Origin of the sequence: Bradyrhizobium sp. (assembly GCF_027451485.1) — a bacterium.
Lineage (GTDB): Bacteria > Pseudomonadota > Alphaproteobacteria > Rhizobiales > Xanthobacteraceae > Bradyrhizobium.
The window spans coordinates 1-20,686 of sequence record NZ_DAIDJE010000009.1; the positions used below are offsets into that span (position 1 = coordinate 1).

The 20,686-nt window shown below is 61.4% G+C and carries 22 protein-coding genes; 16 read left to right on the top strand and 6 right to left on the bottom strand.

What is annotated here, in order from left to right; all coding sequences use genetic code 11:
- The 3 genes from NEZ08_RS01060 to NEZ08_RS01070 form a co-directional block, all read right to left on the bottom strand.
- Window positions 1–299 (bottom strand): hypothetical protein (locus NEZ08_RS01060; RefSeq protein WP_298102186.1); only part of this gene is annotated, 299 nt, incomplete at its 3' end.
- A 164-nt stretch (window positions 300–463) separates the two neighbouring features.
- Window positions 464–769 carry a hypothetical protein gene (locus NEZ08_RS01065; protein WP_298102189.1) on the bottom strand — a complete coding sequence of 102 codons (306 nt, stop codon included), beginning with the start codon at window positions 767–769 and terminating at the stop codon, window positions 464–466.
- Between the two features lie 122 nt (window positions 770–891).
- Window positions 892–2,301 (bottom strand): MFS transporter, encoded by a 1,410-nt coding sequence (locus tag NEZ08_RS01070; RefSeq protein WP_298102435.1) that lies wholly within the window; start codon window positions 2,299–2,301, stop codon window positions 892–894.
- A 123-nt stretch (window positions 2,302–2,424) separates the two neighbouring features.
- On the opposite strand from NEZ08_RS01070, the gene NEZ08_RS01075 reads away from it, so the two are divergent.
- The 8 genes from NEZ08_RS01075 to hemC all read left to right on the top strand — a co-directional run bounded on the left by NEZ08_RS01075 (window position 2,425) and on the right by hemC (window position 11,637).
- Window positions 2,425–3,744: an amidase gene (locus tag NEZ08_RS01075; protein ID WP_298102191.1), complete on the top strand. Its 1,320-nt coding sequence runs from the start codon at window positions 2,425–2,427 to the stop codon at window positions 3,742–3,744.
- Window positions 3,745–3,846: 102 nt separating this feature from the next.
- The gene (locus NEZ08_RS01080) at window positions 3,847–4,839 is read left to right on the top strand and encodes an ABC transporter substrate-binding protein (protein ID WP_298102192.1); all 993 of its coding nucleotides are present in this window, start codon (window positions 3,847–3,849) and stop codon (window positions 4,837–4,839) included.
- Between the two features lie 47 nt (window positions 4,840–4,886).
- On the top strand, window positions 4,887–5,771 hold the full coding sequence (locus tag NEZ08_RS01085) for an ABC transporter permease (protein WP_298102194.1): 885 nt from the start codon (window positions 4,887–4,889) through the stop codon (window positions 5,769–5,771).
- 4 nt (window positions 5,772–5,775) lie between these two features.
- Window positions 5,776–6,546: an ABC transporter ATP-binding protein gene (locus tag NEZ08_RS01090; RefSeq protein WP_367278352.1), complete on the top strand. Its 771-nt coding sequence runs from the start codon at window positions 5,776–5,778 to the stop codon at window positions 6,544–6,546.
- Between the two features lie 10 nt (window positions 6,547–6,556).
- Complete coding sequence (locus NEZ08_RS01095; protein ID WP_298102197.1) at window positions 6,557–7,447, top strand: polysaccharide deacetylase family protein; 891 nt, start codon at window positions 6,557–6,559, stop codon at window positions 7,445–7,447.
- A gap of 142 nt (window positions 7,448–7,589) precedes the next feature.
- A complete protein-coding gene (locus NEZ08_RS01100) occupies window positions 7,590–8,822 on the top strand; it encodes a hypothetical protein (protein ID WP_298102200.1) in 1,233 nt (410 codons plus the stop codon).
- A 166-nt stretch (window positions 8,823–8,988) separates the two neighbouring features.
- Complete coding sequence (locus NEZ08_RS01105) at window positions 8,989–10,602, top strand: GMC family oxidoreductase (RefSeq protein ID WP_298102203.1); 1,614 nt, start codon at window positions 8,989–8,991, stop codon at window positions 10,600–10,602.
- A gap of 60 nt (window positions 10,603–10,662) precedes the next feature.
- Complete coding sequence (gene hemC / locus NEZ08_RS01110; RefSeq protein WP_298102206.1) at window positions 10,663–11,637, top strand: hydroxymethylbilane synthase; 975 nt, start codon at window positions 10,663–10,665, stop codon at window positions 11,635–11,637.
- A 2-nt stretch (window positions 11,638–11,639) separates the two neighbouring features.
- On the opposite strand, the gene hemE is transcribed toward hemC, so the two are convergent.
- Window positions 11,640–12,671 (bottom strand): uroporphyrinogen decarboxylase, encoded by a 1,032-nt coding sequence (hemE, locus tag NEZ08_RS01115; protein ID WP_298102209.1) that lies wholly within the window; start codon window positions 12,669–12,671, stop codon window positions 11,640–11,642.
- A 152-nt stretch (window positions 12,672–12,823) separates the two neighbouring features.
- Here hemE and NEZ08_RS01120 point away from each other — a divergent pair, with 152 nt between their 5' ends.
- Window positions 12,824–13,030, top strand: coding sequence for a hypothetical protein (locus NEZ08_RS01120; RefSeq protein ID WP_298102212.1), 207 nt, complete (start codon window positions 12,824–12,826; stop codon window positions 13,028–13,030).
- 35 nt (window positions 13,031–13,065) lie between these two features.
- Here the strand turns inward: NEZ08_RS01120 and NEZ08_RS01125 are convergent, their stop codons facing one another.
- The gene (locus NEZ08_RS01125; protein WP_298102215.1) at window positions 13,066–13,281 is read right to left on the bottom strand and encodes a SlyX family protein; all 216 of its coding nucleotides are present in this window, start codon (window positions 13,279–13,281) and stop codon (window positions 13,066–13,068) included.
- Window positions 13,274–14,026, bottom strand: coding sequence for a rhodanese-related sulfurtransferase (locus tag NEZ08_RS01130; RefSeq protein ID WP_298102218.1), 753 nt, complete (start codon window positions 14,024–14,026; stop codon window positions 13,274–13,276). Before NEZ08_RS01130 ends, NEZ08_RS01125 begins: the two co-directional genes overlap by 8 nt.
- Before the next feature lie 160 nt (window positions 14,027–14,186).
- Between NEZ08_RS01130 and ggt the strand changes: the two genes are divergently transcribed.
- The 7 genes from ggt (at window position 14,187) to NEZ08_RS01165 (ending at window position 20,576) form a co-directional block, all read left to right on the top strand.
- Window positions 14,187–15,773, top strand: a complete 1,587-nt coding sequence (gene ggt, locus NEZ08_RS01135) for a gamma-glutamyltransferase (RefSeq protein ID WP_298102221.1) — start codon at window positions 14,187–14,189, stop codon at window positions 15,771–15,773.
- Between the two features lie 95 nt (window positions 15,774–15,868).
- Window positions 15,869–16,336, top strand: a complete 468-nt coding sequence (locus NEZ08_RS01140) for an FKBP-type peptidyl-prolyl cis-trans isomerase (protein WP_298102441.1) — start codon at window positions 15,869–15,871, stop codon at window positions 16,334–16,336.
- Window positions 16,337–16,380: 44 nt separating this feature from the next.
- Window positions 16,381–16,905 (top strand): cupin domain-containing protein, encoded by a 525-nt coding sequence (locus NEZ08_RS01145; protein WP_298102224.1) that lies wholly within the window; start codon window positions 16,381–16,383, stop codon window positions 16,903–16,905.
- Window positions 16,906–17,109: 204 nt separating this feature from the next.
- Complete coding sequence (locus NEZ08_RS01150) at window positions 17,110–18,144, top strand: alpha/beta fold hydrolase (RefSeq protein WP_298102227.1); 1,035 nt, start codon at window positions 17,110–17,112, stop codon at window positions 18,142–18,144.
- A 176-nt stretch (window positions 18,145–18,320) separates the two neighbouring features.
- A complete protein-coding gene (locus NEZ08_RS01155; RefSeq protein WP_298102230.1) occupies window positions 18,321–18,806 on the top strand; it encodes a VOC family protein in 486 nt (161 codons plus the stop codon).
- Window positions 18,807–19,124: 318 nt separating this feature from the next.
- Window positions 19,125–19,349 (top strand): hypothetical protein, encoded by a 225-nt coding sequence (locus NEZ08_RS01160; RefSeq protein WP_367278353.1) that lies wholly within the window; start codon window positions 19,125–19,127, stop codon window positions 19,347–19,349.
- Between the two features lie 63 nt (window positions 19,350–19,412).
- Window positions 19,413–20,576: a crosslink repair DNA glycosylase YcaQ family protein gene (locus NEZ08_RS01165; RefSeq protein ID WP_298102233.1), complete on the top strand. Its 1,164-nt coding sequence runs from the start codon at window positions 19,413–19,415 to the stop codon at window positions 20,574–20,576.
- The last annotated feature ends 110 nt before the right edge of the window (window positions 20,577–20,686 follow it).

The following is a 20,686-nucleotide window of genomic DNA, read 5'->3' on the forward strand; positions in this document are numbered from 1 at the left end:
AGATCGACGGAAGCGATCTTATTCAGCGCATCAATCTGCTGATCCGGTGCGAGCGTGATTGCGTTGTCAGCATCGCGCACCACCGCAAGTAATCGCTCGAACGTCGTTTCTGCAACGCCTGCCGGAAGCGGCTCCTCATCAAAAGAGGCGATGAAGGGATCGAGAATAGAAGACAGCAGCCTGTAGACCGCGCGATGGTCCGCATCGGTCTCTGCCAGTTCGTCCGTTTTGCGTTGAAGGGCGACGTAGGTCCGTAGACCCGGATGCTGATGAGAAAGCCAGCTATGCAACTCGACCATGTTGTTTCCTCGTCGGTACTCGAGAAGAAACAATCATTTCTATCGCGAAGGTCCTAATAACGCAAGCTTTTTTCAGAAAATGGATAGCGAGATCGAACGGTGCGGCGAATCTCGCCTTGGGGAGGAAGTGGCTGATTTCGCATCCGCCCCTTGTCGTTAAACCGTTACACGAGCCGGGCGGCTGCCAGTTCATTCAATATCTGAATCTGCTGGGACGCCGGTGCAGTTAATGCGCTTTCGGCCTTGGCGACCACATCAAGCAGATGGCGATAGGTTTCCTCGGCGACACCCACCGGGACAGCCTCACCGTCATAGCGAGCAATATACTCTTCAGTCAGTCCGGCGAGCAGGCGATAGAGCGCGCGATGGGGCGTGTCACTGGCGATCCGGTCAAGCAGGGTCTTTCGGAAGGCCTTGTAGGTCTTCAGCCCGTGATGTTGCTGCGATAGCCAATCGGAGAACTCGCCCATGGTGCTTTCTCTCTTTCGCGAGGAAGAAAGCGATTGTTCATAGCAGGTTGAAGCCACCGCAACAACGAAATTTGAGACAAGTTTATAAATTTGTACGGAAGGACGGAGGAAGCAAATGTCCTCTATTCGCCTTTCAGCCGCTGGTCTTCGCTGACCCGCACCCGCTCGGCCCCTCGCGCACCGGCCTCCGACAATCTCAGCATGCTCAGGGCGGCTCCCGCGACTGCAAAGCCGACGCCCGTGAGCAGGGCAAGCCGCGTGCCTTCCAAGGCGAAGCGGGCAAGCAAGAGGGACACCAGAGCTGCTCCGGTGGTCTGTCCCAACAGCCGCGCCGTTCCCAGCATCCCGCTGGCGCCGCCCGAGCGCTCGCGAGGGGCGGCCGCGATCATGGTGCGGTTGTTCGGCGTCTGGAACAAGCCGAAGCCAGCACCGGCGACCGCCATTCGCCATGCCACATCGAACAGCGCGGGATGAGGCGGCAGCCACGCCAGCGCGCCAAGGCCAAGTGCAAAAAGCACCAGACCAATCCCGCCGAGAAGGCCGGCTGGCTGGTGCTCAACCAGGCGTCCGGCCAGCGGCGCGGCGAAAGCGACTGCGATGGGCCAGGGCGTAATCAGGAGACCGATTTCGACCGCAGAATATCCAAAACGGCTTTCGAGGTAGAAAGGCAGCGCGACAAAGGCCAGCATCTGTCCGCAGAACGATGCGACCGAGGTCGCAATCGACAGGGCAAAAATCGGAATGCGCAGTAGGTCGAGCGGCAACAACGGCGAGGTGACATGCTTTTGCGCACGGACCAGCAGGAAGCCTGCAACGACCGCGCCGCCAAGTTCGGCCAGCGCAATTGCCGCAGCTTCACCGTGGCCGACGCTGTCGATCGCAGCAAGCCCCAGGCCGAACGTGATGGCGCTGAGCGCCGCGCTTGTCCAGTCGAAGTCGTGGCCTGCAGGCTTGGTGTAGGGCAGATACTTGATGCCGATGGCCAGTGCGCCGATGCCAAGCGGGACGTTGATCGCAAAAAGATACGGCCAAGGGCCGACCGCCAGAATGCCTGCCGCGATGGTTGGCCCAACGGCTGCGGAAACCGCGACAACCATCGCATTGATGCCGATCCCGCGCCCCAACATCTTGCGCGGATAGATATGCCGGACCAGCGCCATGTTGACGCTCATGATCCCGGCCGCGCCAAACCCTTGCAGGATGCGGGCGGTCGTCAGCAGTGTCAGCGTGTGCGCGAACACGCAGAACAGCGATGCGACGGTGAAAAGAAAAAGTCCGGCAATGTAGACGCGGCGGTAGCCGATAATTTCGCCGAGCGAGGCTAGCGGCAGCAGCGAGATCGTGATCGCAAGCTGGTAGCCGTTGACAATCCAGATCGAGAAGGCTGGACTCGCGTGGAGATCGCGGGCAATCGTCGGCAGCGCCACATTGGCGATCGCGCCATCCATGACCGACATGATGATGCCGACGGCAATCGTCACGACCGCCCAGCCGCGGTGTGGTTGGGGCAATCCGTCGGGATGATGGGTTATTTCGTCTGGCTTCACGGCTTGACGGGCCTTGTGTTATCGAGTTTTCCGGCTGTCATCGGTGTACCTAGACATTTGATCTTCGGATATGTCGTGCGCGCATCGCAGTACTGATAACGAGAGGCAATGACACGGGTTGCTACATCGACTGCGCGATTGCCGGACTGGAGTTCGCTCTCCGAGCGCGGCCGAGTCGCGGCCCTTGAGCAATGCCGGCGGCGGCTCGCTGATCTCGGGCGAAAGCTCCACGCCGTTGAGCATATCTATCATGCCGAAGCGCCGGGCCAGGGACCGCTCTCGGGCCTGCCTTATGTCGCCAAGGATATGTTCGCGACTGGACGCAGCCTGCCATCATGGGGATGCGCGACGCCGCAGGCTCCGGCGCTGCCGCGCGCTTCGGTCATCGACCGTCTCGATCAGGCCGGGGCCTGCCTGATCGGCACTGCGACGATGACGGAACTGGCTTATGAAGCCTCCGGTATCGGGCGGCGCGGCGCACTTAATCCATGGCGCTTTGACATGATCCCCGGCGGTTCATCGACCGGCTCCGCCATTCTTGTTGCGGCCGGCTGCTGTTTTGCCGCCTTGGGCTCCGACACGGCAGGCTCGGTGCGAATTCCGGCGCATTGCTGCGGTGTCAGCGCGCTCAAGCCCGGAAACGGAAAGATTCCTCTCGATGGCGCGATGCCGCTTTCGCCTTCGCTAGACACCGCCGGTATTTTCGCCCGCAGCGCTGCCGACCTTGCTTTGCTGTGGCCCGTCGTATCCGGCGAGACGCAAGTTTCATCGGATGGGCCTTTGCGAGCGGTCATGTTGCAGGATGCGCTCGATGCCAGCGACGGCGAGATCGCAGCAGTCGTTCGCGGCGCCGCCAATGTGCTTGCCGCAAGCGGCATTGCAATCGAAGAGCGATCCGGGTTTCCTGAAGACGCCGATCGGCAAACGCTGGTCGTGTTGCAAGCCGAGGCGACGCGGGAACATCGCTTGCGGATCGAGGATACAAATATCGACCCGACCTTACGCAAGCGTTTGCGCAAGGGCCTTTCGGTTTCGGACAGCGAACTTGCATCGGCGCTGGCTGCGCGCGAGGAGCTTCGCGGCCAATTTGTCTTGTCATACCTCGGTGAGGCCGATGTGGCGATCTTGCCGGTGATGCCGATCAGGACGCCGCGCATAGCAGAGGTCGATCCGGCTTCGGCAGATTTCAATCCGCGCGTGCTTTACGCGCTCAGCCGCTTCACTCGCTTTGCCAATTATTTCGGTCTGCCCGCGTTGGCTGCGCCAGCGGGCTTCGACAGCCGTGGCATGCCGGTCGGCCTCCAGATGATCGGGCGCCCCGGCAGTGAAACGCTCCTGCTCCAGATCGCGGTCAGGTTGCAGGAACGCACCGACTGGCACGGACGCGTGCCGATGGAGGTGCTGCCGGACATCGCCGCCGAGACATGATGCGCCGTCGCTACCAGGCCGGCTACGTTGCACAAGGGGCTTGATCTGGTGCAATCTTCTCAGAAGCTAGTTTTCAATGGCTGATCGAAAAGGAGGCAGGTCGTGCGGAAATTGAGGCGGGGTGCTTGGCTATGGTTCGTCGTGGCAGCGATCGGATGGCCGTTGCCCGCAAGCGCAGTCGGGCCGGAACCGGCGCCGTTGACGCAGCCGGTTGAACTCACGGTTGGCTACCAGAAGGTTGGGCATCTCGCTCCCGTTATCCTGGTCGCTGACGATCTGAAGAAGCTTGGCGTCAATCTCAAGCTGGTCGAATTTGTGCGCTATGCCGATGCACGCACTGCGCTGCTGGCGGGTTCTCTCGACGTCGCTTCCGTCGGTCCGGCTGACCTTGCGATTTCTCTGGCGCAGGGATCGAACGACGTCGTCGGGCTGATGGGCGTAGGCTCCTCGCCGAAATATGTGATCGGCCGCACCGGCGTGAAGTTCGATAGCTGGGCCGACCTGAAGGGCAAGAAGATCGCAATCGCTCCGGGCTCGGCCGTCTGGTTTCAGTTCGCCGCAACGCTGGTCGAAAACAAAATTCCCTATAGCAGCTTTCAAGCGGTCAATATTCAGGGCGGCGGCGCCAATTTCGACCAGGCACTGAAGAAGGGCGAGGTCGATGGCCTCGTCACTTGGGAGCCGTTTGAATCGATCCCGGTAATGGACGGCTATGGCTACTTCGCCAAAGGCCTCGAATACAGTTCGTCGAAGGCCGTCGGTGCCGAACTCGGAATGTTCATGACTACAAAGACGGCGATCGGCAACAAGCGTGGCGCGATCGAACGTTTCGTCTGGGCCTACCTCAAGAAACAAGAGGAATTGGCCAAGTCTCCGGCTGCTTTCGCCGATGCCTACGCGCGGCTTTCCGGTATGGCGCCCAAGGTTGCGGCGCAGGCCTCCAAGATCATCAAGCTCGGTGAGGTGATCTCGCCGGATCAAATCAAGCGCCAAGCCAAAGGCTTTGCCGATCTCGGGGTAATTCAGAAGGATGTCTCCGGCGAAATCGATGCACATTGGGACGGCTCGTTCGTCGATAAGGCCTTGGGCAAGTAGACGGCTAAGCAGGGCGGCGCGAACACCGCCGAGCGAGGATTGCGCGAATGTCGATCTCGACAGGACCTATCGCTTCCAGGCAGCAACCGTCTGTCTTCTCTTCGGCTTCCTCGGTACTCTCCTCCGCGGCTCGCCGGAATCTGCGACAAGTCCTTCTCGCGATCGTTCTCCCGGTCACGGTTATCGCGCTCTGGCAGTGGGCCGGAAACGGCGGCTCGCTTTTCGGCGGCGTGCTGCCGACGCCGGATCGGGTGTGGCATGCGTGGAAGGTGTGGGCCTTTGGCTCGGCCGGTCTTGGCCTAAATCCCTATAGCGGCACCTGGCTTGCCAATTTGCTGTTTTCCGCCGAACGGGTCGGCAAGGGATTCCTGGTTGCGATACTGGTAGCCGTGCCAGTCGGAGTCGCCATCGGCTGGAATCGGATTGCCTCAGGCACACTCGATCCCACCGTTCAACTGCTGCGGCCGATCCCGATCACGGCTTGGCTTCCGTTTTCGATCGCGGTTTTCGGCATCCGCGACATGGGCGCGGTGTTTCTGATCGCGCTAGGCGCCTTCTATCCCATCGTGGTCAACACCGCGCAGGGCGCGCGCGACATCGAGCGCAATCTCGTCCGGGCCGCCATGATGATGGGCGCGGGAAGATGGACGATTCTGCGGCGGGTGGTCCTGCCGGCCTCGCTGCCAGCGATCTTCACGGGACTGCGGATCGGACTCGGAATCGCCTGGACGGCGGTGATCGTCGCTGAAATGATCGCAGTCAAATCCGGCCTCGGCTATGTGCTGTGGGATGCCTACTACGTCGGACGCATGGACGTCGTCATTGCCGATATGGCGACCATCGGCCTCCTGGGCCTGATCAGCGACCGCGTCATCCTGCTGATTGAACGCTGGGTGCTGGCGTGGCGACGCCTGCAATCGTTCCATTCATGATGGCATGACCATGGGCACAATCACGTTCGAAAATGTATCGAAGACCTTTTCGGGCCAGTCCGAAGTCCGGGCGCTGGAAGGAATCGATCTTGCAATCGGCGAGGGCGAGTTCGTTGCGCTGCTCGGGCCGTCCGGCTGCGGAAAATCGACGCTGCTCAATCTGCTCGCCGGCTTCGAGAGGGCCACCGAAGGCAGCCTGTTGTTCGACGGCAAGACCGTGACGCGGCCAGGTCCCGATCGTGGAGTGGTCTTTCAGGAGGCGGCACTGTTTCCCTGGCTGAATGTCTGGCAGAACGTGATTTTCGGCCCGCAGGTGCAGGGCGTTGCGCGTGTCGATTATGAGTCCAAGGCGCGCAATCTCTTGAAGATCGTGGGTCTTGAGTCCTTTTCCGATGCCTTGCCGGTGCAATTGTCCGGCGGGATGCGCCAGCGCGTCGGTATCGCTCGGGTGCTGGCGATGTCGCCGAAAGCGCTCCTGATGGACGAGCCGTTCGGAGCGCTCGACGCGCAGACGCGGCTGTCCATGCAGCAGTTGCTGCTCGATGTCTGGCAATCGCTCGGCACCACCGTGTTGTTCGTCACTCACGACATCGATGAAGCAATCCTGCTGTCGGACCGGATTTGCGTCATGTCGGCGCGGCCCGGCCGGATCATCCGCACCATTCCAATCACCCTGCCACGCCCGCGTTCGATCGCAAGCCTCACCAGCACGGAATTCGTGGCTTACAAGGCGCGCATCATGTCCGACATGAAGGTCGGTGCGGCACACGCCTGAAGGTTCCCAAATGGCAAATCCGCGTATCCCCTATGGGCTTTCATCCGAGCGCGCGGCTTTGCCGCCGCTTCAGGGGAAGCGTATTCTCGTCCATCTCGTCGTCAACGTCGAGAACTGGCAATTCGATCAGCCGATGCCGCGCACGATCGTCACGCCGCCGCATGGACGCGAGACTGTGCCCGATGTGCCGAACTTCTCCTGGGCCGACTATGGCATGCGTGCGGGGCTGCCTCGCATCCTCAAGGCGTTTGCATCGCGCCGCCTGCCGGCCTCCACGAGTTTCAATGCCGGCGTTATCGACGCCTACCCTCAATCGGCTATCGCGATGCGCGATCATGGATGGGAATTCATCGGCCACGGCATGCACCAGAAGGCCATCAATCATGTGGAAGGCGGCGAAGAGGGTGTGATCGGCACGAGCCTCGACAAGATCGAGAGTTTTGTCGGCCGTCGACCGCGCGGCTGGCTGTCGCCGGGCCTGCGCGAGACGGTCGACACTCCCGACATCCTGAAACGCAAGGGCATCGATTACGTTTGCGATTGGGTGGTCGATGATCGTCCCTCGTGGATGACGACGTCGGCCGGTCCACTGATTGCGATGCCCTACAACCTCGAGATCAACGACTCGATCATCTACGCGATTGAGCGGCACGCCACCGGCGAGATGGCGCGGCGTCTGGAATTCACGCTGCGCCGTTTCGAGACTGAATGCCGCGACAGCGCGATCGTGCTGGCAATCGGGCTTCATCCGCATCTCATTGCGGTGCCGCACCGCATCCACGAGCTGGAGCATATGTTGGACCTGCTAACGGCATCGAGCGATGTCGGCTTCTTTACCGGCAGCCAGCTGGCGGATTGGTATGCGGCGGCCGAAGCTGCACCTGCCCACGCGCGTGCCTGATAAATCGCGAATTTTTCACATACGGGTTCCGATCCAGGGAGTTATCGGGGCTGCCTTGACGCACCGATCGGCCTGCGGCTTAGCTGGCCTCTATCGACAAAGGTGAACTGGACGTTCGATCCCGGATGGCAGGACTGCGAGCATGATGGTCAGTGTCAAATTGCCTGTCCTGTCGATACTGGTTGCCCTGTCGGCGCCGCTTGCGCACGCGCAGTACACCGCAAAGGAATGGCCGGAGGGGCCGAGCAAGCAGCGCTTCGTCGACACCTGCAACGGTTGCCACGACATCAATCGGGTTCGCGGTGGCTATACCCCAGAGGGTTGGTTGATGGTTGTGCGTATGATGCAGAACATGCAGGCGCCCGTGCCCGCCGCAGAGTGGGGCGGCCTGACCGATTACCTCATGAAGAATTTTCCGGAGCGCAAGCGGCCGGCCGCTATTGTCGTCGATGGTCCGGTGAAGGTCGACTTCCATATGTGGGACGTGCCGACGCTTGGCGCGCGACCACACGATCCACTCGGCGCCCGGGACGGCTCGGTGTGGTGGGCCGCTCAACTGGCCAACAAGCTCGGTCGGGTCGACCCGAAGACCGGCGCCATCAGGGAATATACGCTCAAGTCCCCCTTCACCGGTCCACACGGGCTGGTCGACGACAAGGAAGGCAACATCTGGTTCACCGGAAATCTTGCCGGACTGATCGGCAAACTGGATCCAAAGACCGGTCTTGTCACTGAATACCGGCTGCCGGATCCGAAGGCGAAGGATCCGCACACGCTCAATTTCGACCAAAAGGGCATCCTGTGGTTTACCGTGCAGCAGGCCAATATGGTCGGGCGCCTTGATCCTGCGACCGGCTCAATCAGGCTTGTAACGTCGCCGACTCCGAAATCGCGGCCTTACGGAATCCAGATCAACGCGGAGGGCGTTCCCGTATTTGTCGAGTTCGGCACCAACAAAATTGCCGCGATCGATCCCGACACGATGGCGATCAAGGAATACGCGTTGCCCGATGCGAGGGCCCGGCCACGGCGTCTCGCCATTGGATCTGATGGTGCTGTCTGGTACGCCGATTTCGCTCGCGGCTATTTGGGAAGGCTTGATCTCGCGAACGGTGCCGTCAAGGAGTGGCCATCGCCGAGCGGCCCGCAGTCGGAGCCCTATGGGATGGTCTTCACCAAGGGCGCGGTCTGGTACAGCGAATCCAACGCCAAGCCGAATACGGTGGTCCGCTTCGACCCGGTAAGCGAAAAATTTCAGAGTTGGGCCATTCCCGGTGGCGGAGACATCGTACGCAATATGTCTGTTTTGCCTGACGGTAATCCGGTCATGGCTGACAGCCTCGTCAATCAGGTTGGGATCGTCGAGATCAAGTAGCGAGTCAGCAAGGCGTTGATCTAGGCGTGTGCGCAAAGCATGCGGCCCGGTCTTCGAAGCCGATCGAACTGCTGTTTTGTTTGACTGGCAGTCCTGCGAAGTTATTCTCCTTTCGCGCACCTGTGGTCTCCGGCATCGCTCCTGAAGAAGAAACATGAACCAAAAAATGGCGTCAGGTTCTGATCACCTCGAAGTTGACTACATCATTGTCGGTGCGGGATCGGCAGGATGTGTGCTCGCCAATCGGTTGACTGCCAACGGCAAACATTCGGTGTTGCTGCTTGAGGCAGGCCCGCGCGATACAAACCCCTGGATTCATATCCCGCTCGGTTACGGCCGCCTGTTCAAGGAAGAGGCCGTTAACTGGATGTACCAGACCGAGCCGGAGCCTGGCCTTAACGGGCGCAACGTATTCCAGCCGCGCGGCAAGGTGCTTGGCGGATCAAGCTCGATCAACGGTCTGCTTTACATTCGAGGTCAACAGCAGGACTACGACCGCTGGCGCCAGCAGGGCAATTTCGGCTGGGGATATGACGACGTGCTGCCATATTTCAAGAGGGCCGAGGATCAGGCTCGCGGCGGTGATGAGTTCCATGGTGTTGGCGGGCCGCTCCCGGTTTCGGATTGGCGGCATGCCGATCCACTGTCCGCGGCGTTTGTCGACGCGGCGGTGCAGGTTGGCATTTCTCGCAACCCCGACTTCAATGGTGCGGTTCAGGAAGGCGCGGGCTTTTTCCAGACGACGACCAGGGGCGGACGAAGGGCGAGCGCCGCAGTTGCCTATCTTCGTCCGGCCAAGGCCCGGCCCAACCTGCATGTCGAGACGTCGGCGATGGCCGAGCGAATCCTGTTCGAGGGAGCCCGCGCCGCTGCGGTGACGTACCGCGCCGCGGGCATTCCGCGCTCGGCACGAGCGCGAAGGGAAATTCTGGTTTCGGGCGGAGCGTACAACTCGCCGCAATTGTTGCAGCTCTCGGGCGTCGGTCCTGCGGATCTGTTGCGCAGTCACGGCATTGACGTCGTGCTGGATGCGCCCGGCGTCGGCCACGACCTGCAGGATCATTTGCAGGTCCGCATCGTGATGCGGTGCTCGCAAGCCATTACGCTCAACGATATCGTCAACAATCCCTTCCGCAAGGTGATGACCGGGCTCCGTTATGCCGCGTTCCGAACCGGGCCGCTGACGATCGCCGCCGGCACGTCGGGCGCGTTCTTCAGGACCAATCCGAGACTGGCGTCGCCGGATATCCAGATTCATTTCCTGCCGTTCTCGACCGACAAGATGGGCGAAAAGCTGCATTCATTTTCCGGCTTCACGGCGTCGGTATGTCAATTGCGTCCTGAAAGCCGCGGGTCGCTTCGGATCAGGAGCGCCGATCCCGCTGCGCCTCCGGAAATACGGATCAATTATCTCGCCAGCGAAGTCGACCGCACAGCCAATATTGAGGGACTGAAGATGCTGCGGAAGATCCTTCGTGCACCGGCGCTCGCGCCTTACGTCGTCGAGGAAGTCGATCCCGGCGACAAGGTCACCAGCGACGAGGCGCTGCTCGCCTATTGCCGTGCCCGCGGCACCACCATCTACCATCCGACCTCGACCTGCCGGATGGGAAATGATCCGCTCGCGGTCGTCGATCAGCGGCTTCGCGTTCGGGGCACCGATGGCTTGCGCGTCATCGACGCTTCCGTGATGCCCAGCCTTGTCTCGGGCAATACCAACGCGCCGGTGATCATGATCGCAGAGAAAGCCTCCGACATGATCCTGGAGGACGCACGCTAGCCACCGTTGCCGCCCGGTGCTATTGCATCCGCTCGATCAATGCGAACGAGCACGAGTTTGATGCGGCTGCGGATCGGCACACGCAAGAGCGCCATGGCCTTGGCCCAGACCGAGGAAATTGCCCGCCGTCTGACAGCGGCAGCGCCCGACATCGATATTGAAATCGTCAAGTTCGAGACGACAGGCGATATCGACCAGACCGGCAAGCTCTTGTCTCACGGCGGCAAGGGCGGGGCCTTCGTGGCCGAAATCCGCCAGGCCGTCCGTGCCGGACAGTTGCAGGCGGCGATGCATTCGCTCAAGGACATGCCGGGCAACGAGGACACGCCGGGACTGGTGATCGGCGCCACGCTGTCGCGCGATCCGGCGGGCGATGTGCTGGTGCTGCGCCCTGGAGTTTCGCTCGATCAACTGAAAATTTCGCGCGGCAAGGGATTCAAGATCGGCACCAATGCCGTGCGCCGCGCCGCCTACGCGCGCCGGCTGTTTCCCGATGTCGAGATGATCCACTATCGCGGCGCTGCCGATACGCGCGTGCGCAAGCTCGACACCCTCGAAAAACAGCGCCTTCCGGACGGCGGCGCGGTCGGGCCGGCGGACGCGCTCGTCATGGCCCGCTCGGGTTTGGAGCGGGTCGGCCTTGCAAGCCGCATCGCATACGAATTCTCAAGCGCGGAGATGCTGCCGGCGGTCGGGCAGGGCATCGTCGCAGTGGAATGCGCCGCGGACGACTGGGCGACGCGACGCCTCCTGGCAAAGATCGACGACCTTGCCGCGCGCCGTTGCGCTGACGCCGAACGCGAGGTGCTCTGGGTGCTGAATGGTCATTGCAATTCCCCGATCGCGGGATTGGCAACGATCGATGGTACGCTGATGTCGTTGACGGCTTCCGTGCTGGACGAGGACGGTCAGCGCTTCATCGAGGTCGCGCGGTCAGGCCCTGCAGACCGGCCGCGCGAACTTGGCCGCGCGGTGGGGCTCGAACTATTGGTCAAGGGGGCGGCCGGGATCATCGAACGGAGCCGGCCGAAATAAAGTCAGGGCTTGTAGGCCCGCACGCGCTTGATCATCTGCTCGACATGAGCGATCGGCGTCTCCGGCAGGATGCCGTGACCGAGGTTGAAGATCAGCCGGCCGCCGGCGTAATTGTCCAGCACGTCGTCGATCGCACGATCGAGCGCGTCGCCGCCGGCGATCAGCGCCAGCGGATCGAGGTTACCCTGAACGGCTGCACGGCTTTGCACGCGCTCGCGGATTAGCGACGGTTCGGCGGTCCAGTCGATGCTGACGCCCTCGACGCCCGTTCTTTCCAAATACTCCGGCAGCAATGCGCCAGCGCCTCTGGGAAAGCCGATGATCTTCGCACCGGGCATCTGCTGGCGAACGCCCGCCACAATGCGGCGCGTGGGCTCGATTGACCAGCGCGCGAACTCGCGCGGCGGGAGCACGCCGGCCCAGGTATCGAAAATCTGCAAGGCGTCAGCGCCGGCCTTCAGTTGACCGACCAGATACTGGATCGAATTGTCGACAAGCGCGTCGATGATTTTTTCGAAGGCTTCAGGATGCTGATAGGCCAGTATCCGCGCCGGCGCCTGATCCGGGGTTCCCTGTCCTGCCACCATGTAGGTCGCGACAGTCCACGGCGCGCCGCAGAAGCCGATCAATGCCGTTTTGGTGTCGAGCCCGCGCTTGACACGGCGCAGGGCTTCGAACACCGGCTCGAGCTTGGTGAAATCGGCTTGCGGCGCCAGGGTGGCGATTTTCTCCGGCGTGTCCAGTGGATCGAGCCGCGGGCCTTCGCCGGCTTCAAACCGAACGGAGCGGCCGAGCGCGTAGGGAATGACGAGTATATCGGAGAAGATGATAGCGGCGTCGAAGCCGAAGCGGCGGATCGGCTGAAGGGTGACCTCGGCGGCATATTCAGGCGTGAAGCACAGATCGAGAAAGCTGCCCGCTTTCGCCCGCAATTCCCGATATTCCGGCAAGTATCGGCCGGCCTGCCGCATCATCCAGATCGGGGGCACTGCCTGTTTTCGGCCGGAGAGCACTTCGAGTAATGACTTTATCATGCGCGCTTCGAGATGTGGTCTGTTCGGTTCCTGATACAGCAAGAAATGCTCTCGAAAACAAGATTGTTTGCCACCCGGACAGTTACCTGCGGGACTTTCACCCACGGGAACGACGTCGTTCCCGAGGCGTTATTCGGGCGGAGGCCTGTATCATGCCAGACAAATTCGACCCGGCACCGCACGACAAACACGCCACCACGCCCCGAGAAGCCGTGGCGGCCGATCAGGAAATGCATCGGAAGCTCGAGGAGGGCCTAGTCGGCAGTTTTCCAGCTTCTGACCCGGCGAGCGCCGTGCAGCCCTCTCCCTCGAAGCCGCATCCTGGCGATGAAAAGCAGCCGAGGAGTCGGCGACACTGACCCGGCTGCGTTTCGCGCACGAAACGTGTCGTTCCTCAATAATGCGGTGGCGGCTCATTCGCCGGCCGCGGCATCTGACTTTCCGCTTCCCGCAGCCGCTCGTTCAGTGCCATCAGCTCGCGCGCCAGGGCGTCGATTTTCGACCACTGTTCGGTGACTGTCTTGTTCAAGGTCTCGATGGTGTGGTCCTGAAACGCAAGCCGCGCTTCAAGCGTAACGATGCGCTCCGACAGCGTCTTGAGATCACTCATTGAGTTGATACTCCGCAGGCCGCTCGCGCAAGCCGTGTCCCAGCGCGACGCGCTCGTCGAAGACGAAGCATTCGCCGCGCCAGCGGCTTTCTGCCTCTGCGACTTGCTCGAGATAATTCAGGATGCCGCCCTTCAGGTGATAGACCTCGGCAAAACCTCGCGAGAGCAGGTAGCTTGATGCCTTTTCGCAGCGGATTCCGCCAGTGCAGAACATTGCGATTTTCCGATCGCGTGCCGGATCGAGGTGGCGGGCGGTAAACTCCTTGAACTGGCCAAAGCTTGCAATCGCTGGATCGATGGCGCCCTCAAACGTGCCGATCGCGACCTCGAACGCGTTGCGGGTGTCGATGAGCACCGTGCCGGGGGACGCGATCAAATCGTTCCAGTCTTTCGGCTCCACGTAGATGCCGACCTGCCTTGTCGGATCGGCGGCCGCATCGCCAAAGGTAACGATCTCCTTTTTCAACCGGATCTTGAGCCGGCCGAACGGCATCGCCAGCGCCGCCGAAAACTTGAGCTCCAGATGATCCAGCCGCCCTCTGAACAGGCCGCCGTGACGGAGCGTAGCAACGAATTCGTCGATGGCCACAGCGCTGCCGGCCAGGGTGCCGTTGATCCCTTCATGTGCCAGCAGCACGCTGCCTCTTAGGGCGAGATCGCCGCACAGCGTTCGCAGCGGCTGGTGCAGATCTCGGAAGTCCGGCAGAGGAGCGAATTGGTAAAAGGCGGCGACCTTGTAAGCCATGACGTGGTCTATCAGGGGACAGACGGGATGGGCAGGGGTCCCCCTCCAGTTATGCGTCTTCCCGGCATTGCGCAGGCGGCATTGAATATGCCAAGTAACCCGCAACAGGGGGCATATACCCTGAAAATCACCGAGAAGCGTATAAAGTGAGCCATTTGGTATGAGAAATTTCCATTTCGCCGGCCGCTCGACGGTCCATTCCCAGAACGCCATGGTCGCGACCTCCCATCCGCTGGCGGCACTGACTGCGATCGAGGTGCTGCGCTTGGGCGGCACGGCTGCGGATGCGGCGGTGGCGGCTTCCGCGTTGCTCGCGGTGATCGAGCCGCAATCGACCGGGATCGGCGGCGACTGCTTTGCGCTGATCCAGCCGAGAGGCGAGGGCAAGATCGTCGCCTATAACGGCTCGGGCCGCGCGCCGAAAGCGGCGACTCCGGAATGGTTTCTCGAGCGCAACATCCGAGCGATCCCGCTGACATCGGCGCATTCGGTCACCGTGCCCGGTTCGATCGACGCCTGGGCGACGATCCTCCGCGACCACGGCAGGTTCGGTTTCGACACGCTGTTTCAACCGGCAATCAAGGCCGCCGAAGAGGGCTACGTCGTTGCGCCGCGAATTGCCTTCGACTGGAAGAATGGCTTCGAGAAGCTCAAGAAGGGCATCAATACCGAGCGCTATCTGTTGCCGCACGGCAATGCCGCAGTGACGGGTGATGTGATCAAGCAGCCCGAGCTTGGCCAGACGCTGAGGGCGATCGCCAAGGGCGGCCCGGATGCGTTCTACAAGGGCGCGATCGCCGAGGACATGGTTGAGACCCTGAGAGCCGCCGGCGGTCTGCACACGCTGGAAGATTTCGCGGCGCATACGACCGAGACGACGGTGCCGATCGGCACCATGTATAAAGATCTCGACGTCTGGCAGTGCCCACCGAACGGGCCCGGCATCACCATGCTGGTGATGTTGAATATCCTGTCGCACTTCGACCTGACGAAATTCGCGCCCGTGAGCGTCGAGCGCTTTCATCTGGAAGCCGAGGCCGCGCGCGTTGCCTACATGATGCGCGAGCAGCACATTGGCGATCCCGCGCACGTCAAGGTCGATGTCGCGCGGATCCTTGCCAAGGAGTTTGCCGACGAGTGGGCTGGCAAGATCCGCATGGACCGCATGCTGGACCTGCCGAAGGTCTCGCCGCCCATGAACCCGTCGACGATCTACATCACGGTGGTCGACAAGGACCGTAACGTCTGTTCCTTCATCAACTCGATCGCCCATTCCTGGGGTTCCGCTATCGTCTCCAACAAAACGGGCGTTCTGTTCCAGAACCGCGGCGCCGGCTTCCGCATCGAGCCGGGTCATCCGAACTGCATCGCGCCGGGCAAGCGTCCATTGCACACCATCATTCCGGCGCTCGCGACCAGGGGGGGCCGCGCGGTGATGCCGTATGGCGTCATGGGTGGCCAATATCAGCCGGTTGGGCAGACCCGCGTCTTGACCAATATCCTGGATTATGGATGCGATGTGCAGGAAGCGATCGATATGCCGCGTGGCCTGCACTATGAAGGCGTCTATCAGCTCGAAGATGGCGTGCCGGCGGATATCGTCGCGGGCCTCCAGAAGCTCGGGCACCAGACTACCAAAATCATCCCGCCGCTCGGCGGTGGTCAGGCGATCTGGATCGATTGGGATAAGGGAACGCTGACCGGCGGCTCGGACCCGCGCAAGGACGGTTGCGCGCTCGGCTACTGAGGCTCAGCCTCACATGTGACAATGCGCTCAGGGCTGGTTTTGCCGGGAGCGTTACGTTAGACAGGCGCCGATCGTTTGGAGAAGGTTAAGTCATGATGCGACATTTTCTTCGCACGGTGTTTTCCACTTTCGCCGCCGTTGCGCTGACCGTGCTTACCGTGTCGGCAGTGTCGATGCCGAGCACAGCAATGGCGCAGACCCCGGGAAAACCCATGACCACAGCTTCAGGACTTGAGATCATCGATACCAAGGTTGGCACAGGTCCAACGCCGAAACCCGGCCAGATATGCGTCGTACATTACACCGGGTGGCTGTACCAGAACGGCCAAAAGGGCCGAAAATTCGACTCTTCCGTCGACCGCAACGAACCGCTCGAATTTCCGGTCGGACAGCGCAAGGTGATTGCCGGCTGGGATGAGGGCGTCGCCTCGATGAAGGTGGGCGGCAAGCGAACCCTGATCATTCCGCCCGAGCTTGGCTATGGCGCGCGCGGCGCCGGCGGCGTCATCCCTCCGAACGCGACGCTGATCTTCGACGTCGAATTGCTCGGCGTGAAGGGCTGACGGGACTCCGGCCGTCTAGGCGACTGACTTACGGGAACTGCGACATGTCGAAATCGCACGATCACGATCATGGTCACGATCATTTGGCGCATTCGCATGATCCCGGTCAGCGCTGGAAGCATGATGGCGTCCGGGTCATTCCCGGCAATCAGCTCGATCCCAACGTGCCGTCGACGGCCGGCATGGACCGTAAGGCCGCGATCAATTTCGCGCGCGTAGGTGCCCAGAAGTTGTGGGCAGGAACGGTCACGATCAAGCCGGACGCCAAGACAGGCGCGCACCATCACGGCCATCTCGAAAGCATCATCTACGTCGTCAGGGGCAAGGCGCGGATGCGCTGGGGTGATCATCTCGAATTCACGGCCGAGGCAAATCCAGGCGATTTCATTTTCGTTCCGCCTTACGTGCCGCATCAGGAGATCAACGCCAGTCCCGATGAGCCGCTGGAGTGTGTGCTGGTGCGGAGCGATGGCGAGGCGGTCGCGATCAACCTCGACATTGAACCGGTCGAGAAGCCGGAAAAGGTGCTGTGGGTCGATCCCGTGCACCGCGATCCCAAAGACGCTTAAGCAGACACGCACTAACACGCTCGAACACGACGTCGTGACTGCGTGCGTCGCCGCAGGATTGACCTTGCGGCGCTCGATATCTTCCGGCGCGAAAAGACGTCTGCTAAATTGCTGACAGGCTCGAGAAATAGCGATTTCATTAGACGAAAAAACGCGAATTTCAGGATTCGCGAGGCAAACATCGAAAAAATTCGGAGAGAAGCCGTGACGCAATCCAATGAATTGCTCGCCAACCAGCCGCTCGTGCGTCGCACCCTCATCAAGGGCGCAGGTCTCGGCCTCGTCGCTGGAAGCCTTTCGGTTGCGCTGCCTGCGCGAAGCGCGAGTGCTGCGGACGGCGATATCTGGAGTGGCGAATATTGGACCAAGAAGGGCGATGTGCCCTTGTGGATGTTCCGCAAGCGCGTCGGCGCGCCGAAAGCCGGCGAGCCGTCCAAGCCCGTGCTGTTCTTCGTGCACGGCTCATCGGTGACGTCGCGCGCCTTTGATCTCCACGTCCCAGGGCATGGCGAGTATTCGGTGATGGACGCGTTCGCCCGCTACGGCTTCGACTGCTGGACGATGGATCACGAGAACTACGGGAAGTCCGGGCGTACTTCCGGCAATTCCGATATCAAGAGCGGCGTCGAAGATCTCAAGGCTGCGGTCGACGTTCTGGCCCGCGAAACCGGACGGCAGAAATATCACTTTCTCGGCGAATCTTCCGGCGCGATCCGGGCTGGCGCCTTTGCGCAAGTTGCTCCCGACCACGTCGATCGTCTCGTTCTCGCCGCGTTCACCTACAAGGGCACGGGGTCGCCGACGCTGAGCAAGCGTGCCGAGAAGCTCGACTATTACCGGACGCATAATATGCGTAAGCGTGACCGCGAGATGATTCGTTCGATCGCGACCCGCGACAAGCCGGGCACCAGTGAACAGGCAGCCGTCGATGCGTTGGCGGACGTGGAAATGCAGTTCGGCGATCAGATTCCGACTGGCACCTATCTCGACATGACGGCCAATCTGCCGCTGGTCGATCCCAAGAAGGTCATGGCGCCGACGCTGCTGATCCGCGGCGAATATGATGGCATCGCCACGGTCGCCGACCTTCAGGATTTCTTTGCGCAGCTGCCGAGCGGGGATCGCCAATTCATCATCTTGCCCGGCGTAGCCCACTCGGTCGTGCTCGCCACCAACCGGCAATTGTTCTGGCATGCGGCCAAGGCGTTCCTGACGATGCCGACGCCGATTGCGACTTAACAAGGTCGGTCTTATCAGGATTTAACGGATGGCCGGGCTCGCTCCCGGCCATTTTCTTCTCTGCGACAATACGGCCCGCGCACCGGCCTTCAGCCTTAAAATTTTCGATAATCGGGTGTCGGATGTTGTCTCGCTCGTTCGTCCTCCGGCCGAAGTCATCGAAGGAGAACCCGACCATGTCCAAAATCGCGCCCTGCCTCTGGTTCAACGGCGAAGCCGAGGAAGCCGCAAACTTCTACGTTTCGTTGCTGCCGGATTCCCGGATCAACAAGGTTCAACGGAGTCCCGTCGACAATCCCGGCGCCAAGGCCGGATCCGTGCTGGTGGTCAATTTCATCCTGGCCGGCCAGGAGTACATGGCCCTCAATGGCGGGACGCGCTTCGAATATACGCATGCGATTTCATTCAAGGTCGACTGTGCGGATCAGGCCGAGGTCGATCGCCTTTGGAATGGGCTATCGTCCGGCGGCGAGACGCTGCAATGCGGATGGCTGCGCGATCGCTATGGCGTATCTTGGCAGATCGTGCCGTCCGTGCTGCCGCAACTGCTTGGCGGATCGGACGCAGCCGGCGCCAAGCGGGCGATGCAGGCCATTATGGGCATGACCAAGCTCAATATCGACGAATTGCGCGACGCTTACGAGGGCAAGTCGGCCGCGTGATCTTCGCGCTTGAACCGCTGGCGCGCGGCCGATCTCGGGTCGTTCCGGACCAATAGCCGGCGCCGCAATGCGGTCGCTTCGCTGCCGGGGAGCGAACAAAAAATCGGCCAGATGGCCTTCTAAAGACTTCGGGTGCCCGCCTTCCCAAGTTCGTGCTCCGCTTTAGCGCGCTCCTTTCACGAACTTCGGGAAGTCGTGGGTCGCGACGACGATTTGCGTGAGTAACGTCAACTGTCCTTGTTTCCGAAACAAAACAAACCAAGCGGATATCAGGGGACTCGTCCGACCTTGCCGGGACAGATGGGAACCCCGGTTTCCGTGCTGATCGGCTCGGTTATCATTGCCATCGCCATTTTGCTCTCCACGCTGGTCACGGCGGTTGGTACACGCTTCAGCGGCATGGAAAGCGGGCTCGATGACAATGTGTGGCTGATCGACCGGCTCACCGGCACCGTTTATCGTTGCAAGGCGACCGAGCCTGGCAGGGCCACCTGCGACGTCGAGACTGCCACCGGCAGCATCGGTGATCACCCCAAGCCTTGAGCCGCCTGGTCCCTTCGTCCGACGCGCCTGTCGGACCTCGCGAACTCCGGGTAGATTGCGGCAATGCCGCGCGCCGACACGCCAATACCTTTGAGCAAGGCCGCCGCCAGAGCAATCTGGCTGCGGGCCCAGCAGCTTGATTCCGAAGCTCCTTTTGGCGAAGGCCCGCAGGCCACCGCGGCCGCAGTCGAGCATCTCGGTTATGTGCAGATCGACACCATCAACGTGATCGAACGCTGCCACCATCACATTCTCTGGAACCGGATTCCGGCCTATCGCCGAACCGACCTGCATCAGGCCCAGAGCGTCGACAAAAGCATTTTTGAATACTGGACCCACGCGCTGTCCTACGTGCCCGCGAAGGATTTCCGGTTTTTCATCCCCGCCATGAGACGGCACCGGCGCGAGGGCCATCGGTGGTTCAAGGAGGTGAAGCCTGCCGATCTTGCCAGAGTGCTGCGCTTGTTGAAGAAGGAAGGTGCGCTGACTATCCGCGACATCGAGGATGACGTCCTGGTCGAGAAGGTGCATGCCTGGGCCAGCCGCAAGCCCTCGAAGCGGGCGTTGCAACTGGCGTTCTACGACGGCCGTGTTACGATCTCCGCGCGAAAGGGCATGCTCAAGACCTATGAACTGATGGACCGGCATTTCGAATGGGACGAGCCGCCGAAGCCGGCCTCAGCGCGGGAGATTTCCGCATATCTGCTTGATCGTAGCCTTCGCGCACAGGGCGTCGTCAGCCTCGATTCCATCTGCCATCTCGATGCTCCGAGCAAGAAGCCGGTCCGGCGATTGATTGACGCGCGAGTTCGCCGCAAGGAGCTTGTTCCCGTCGCGATTGACGGCGCCGGCAAGCAACAGTATTGGGCGCGGCCAGAGACGCTGGAGGCGGGCGGGACCGGCGCCGGCGAGCGTGTCCACATCTTGTCCCCGTTCGATCCGCTCATCATCCAGCGCAAGCGGACGCGGCTGATCTTCGGTTATGAGCACGTTTTCGAAGCCTACGTGCCGAAGGAAAAGCGACGCTATGGTTATTTCGCGCTGCCGGTTCTGGTCGGGGACGAGATCGTCGCTGCGCTCGACCTCAAGACCGACCGACATAACCGGAAAGTGCTGTTGAGGAAATGGACCTGGGTAGGTAGCGCCCCGAGGGGACCGCGTAAGGGATTAAAGCGGCGCATCGAGGAAGAGCTGCATCGCTTCGAGCGCTTTCAGCTCGGCGAGTGAGGTACATCTCGATCCGTCTATTGGTACCCGCCACCTTGCCCCTGATAGCGGCTTTCCTGGTGTTTGCGGCAGCCACGAGTTGAAGGCCTAGTACCGCAGGATCTGAAATC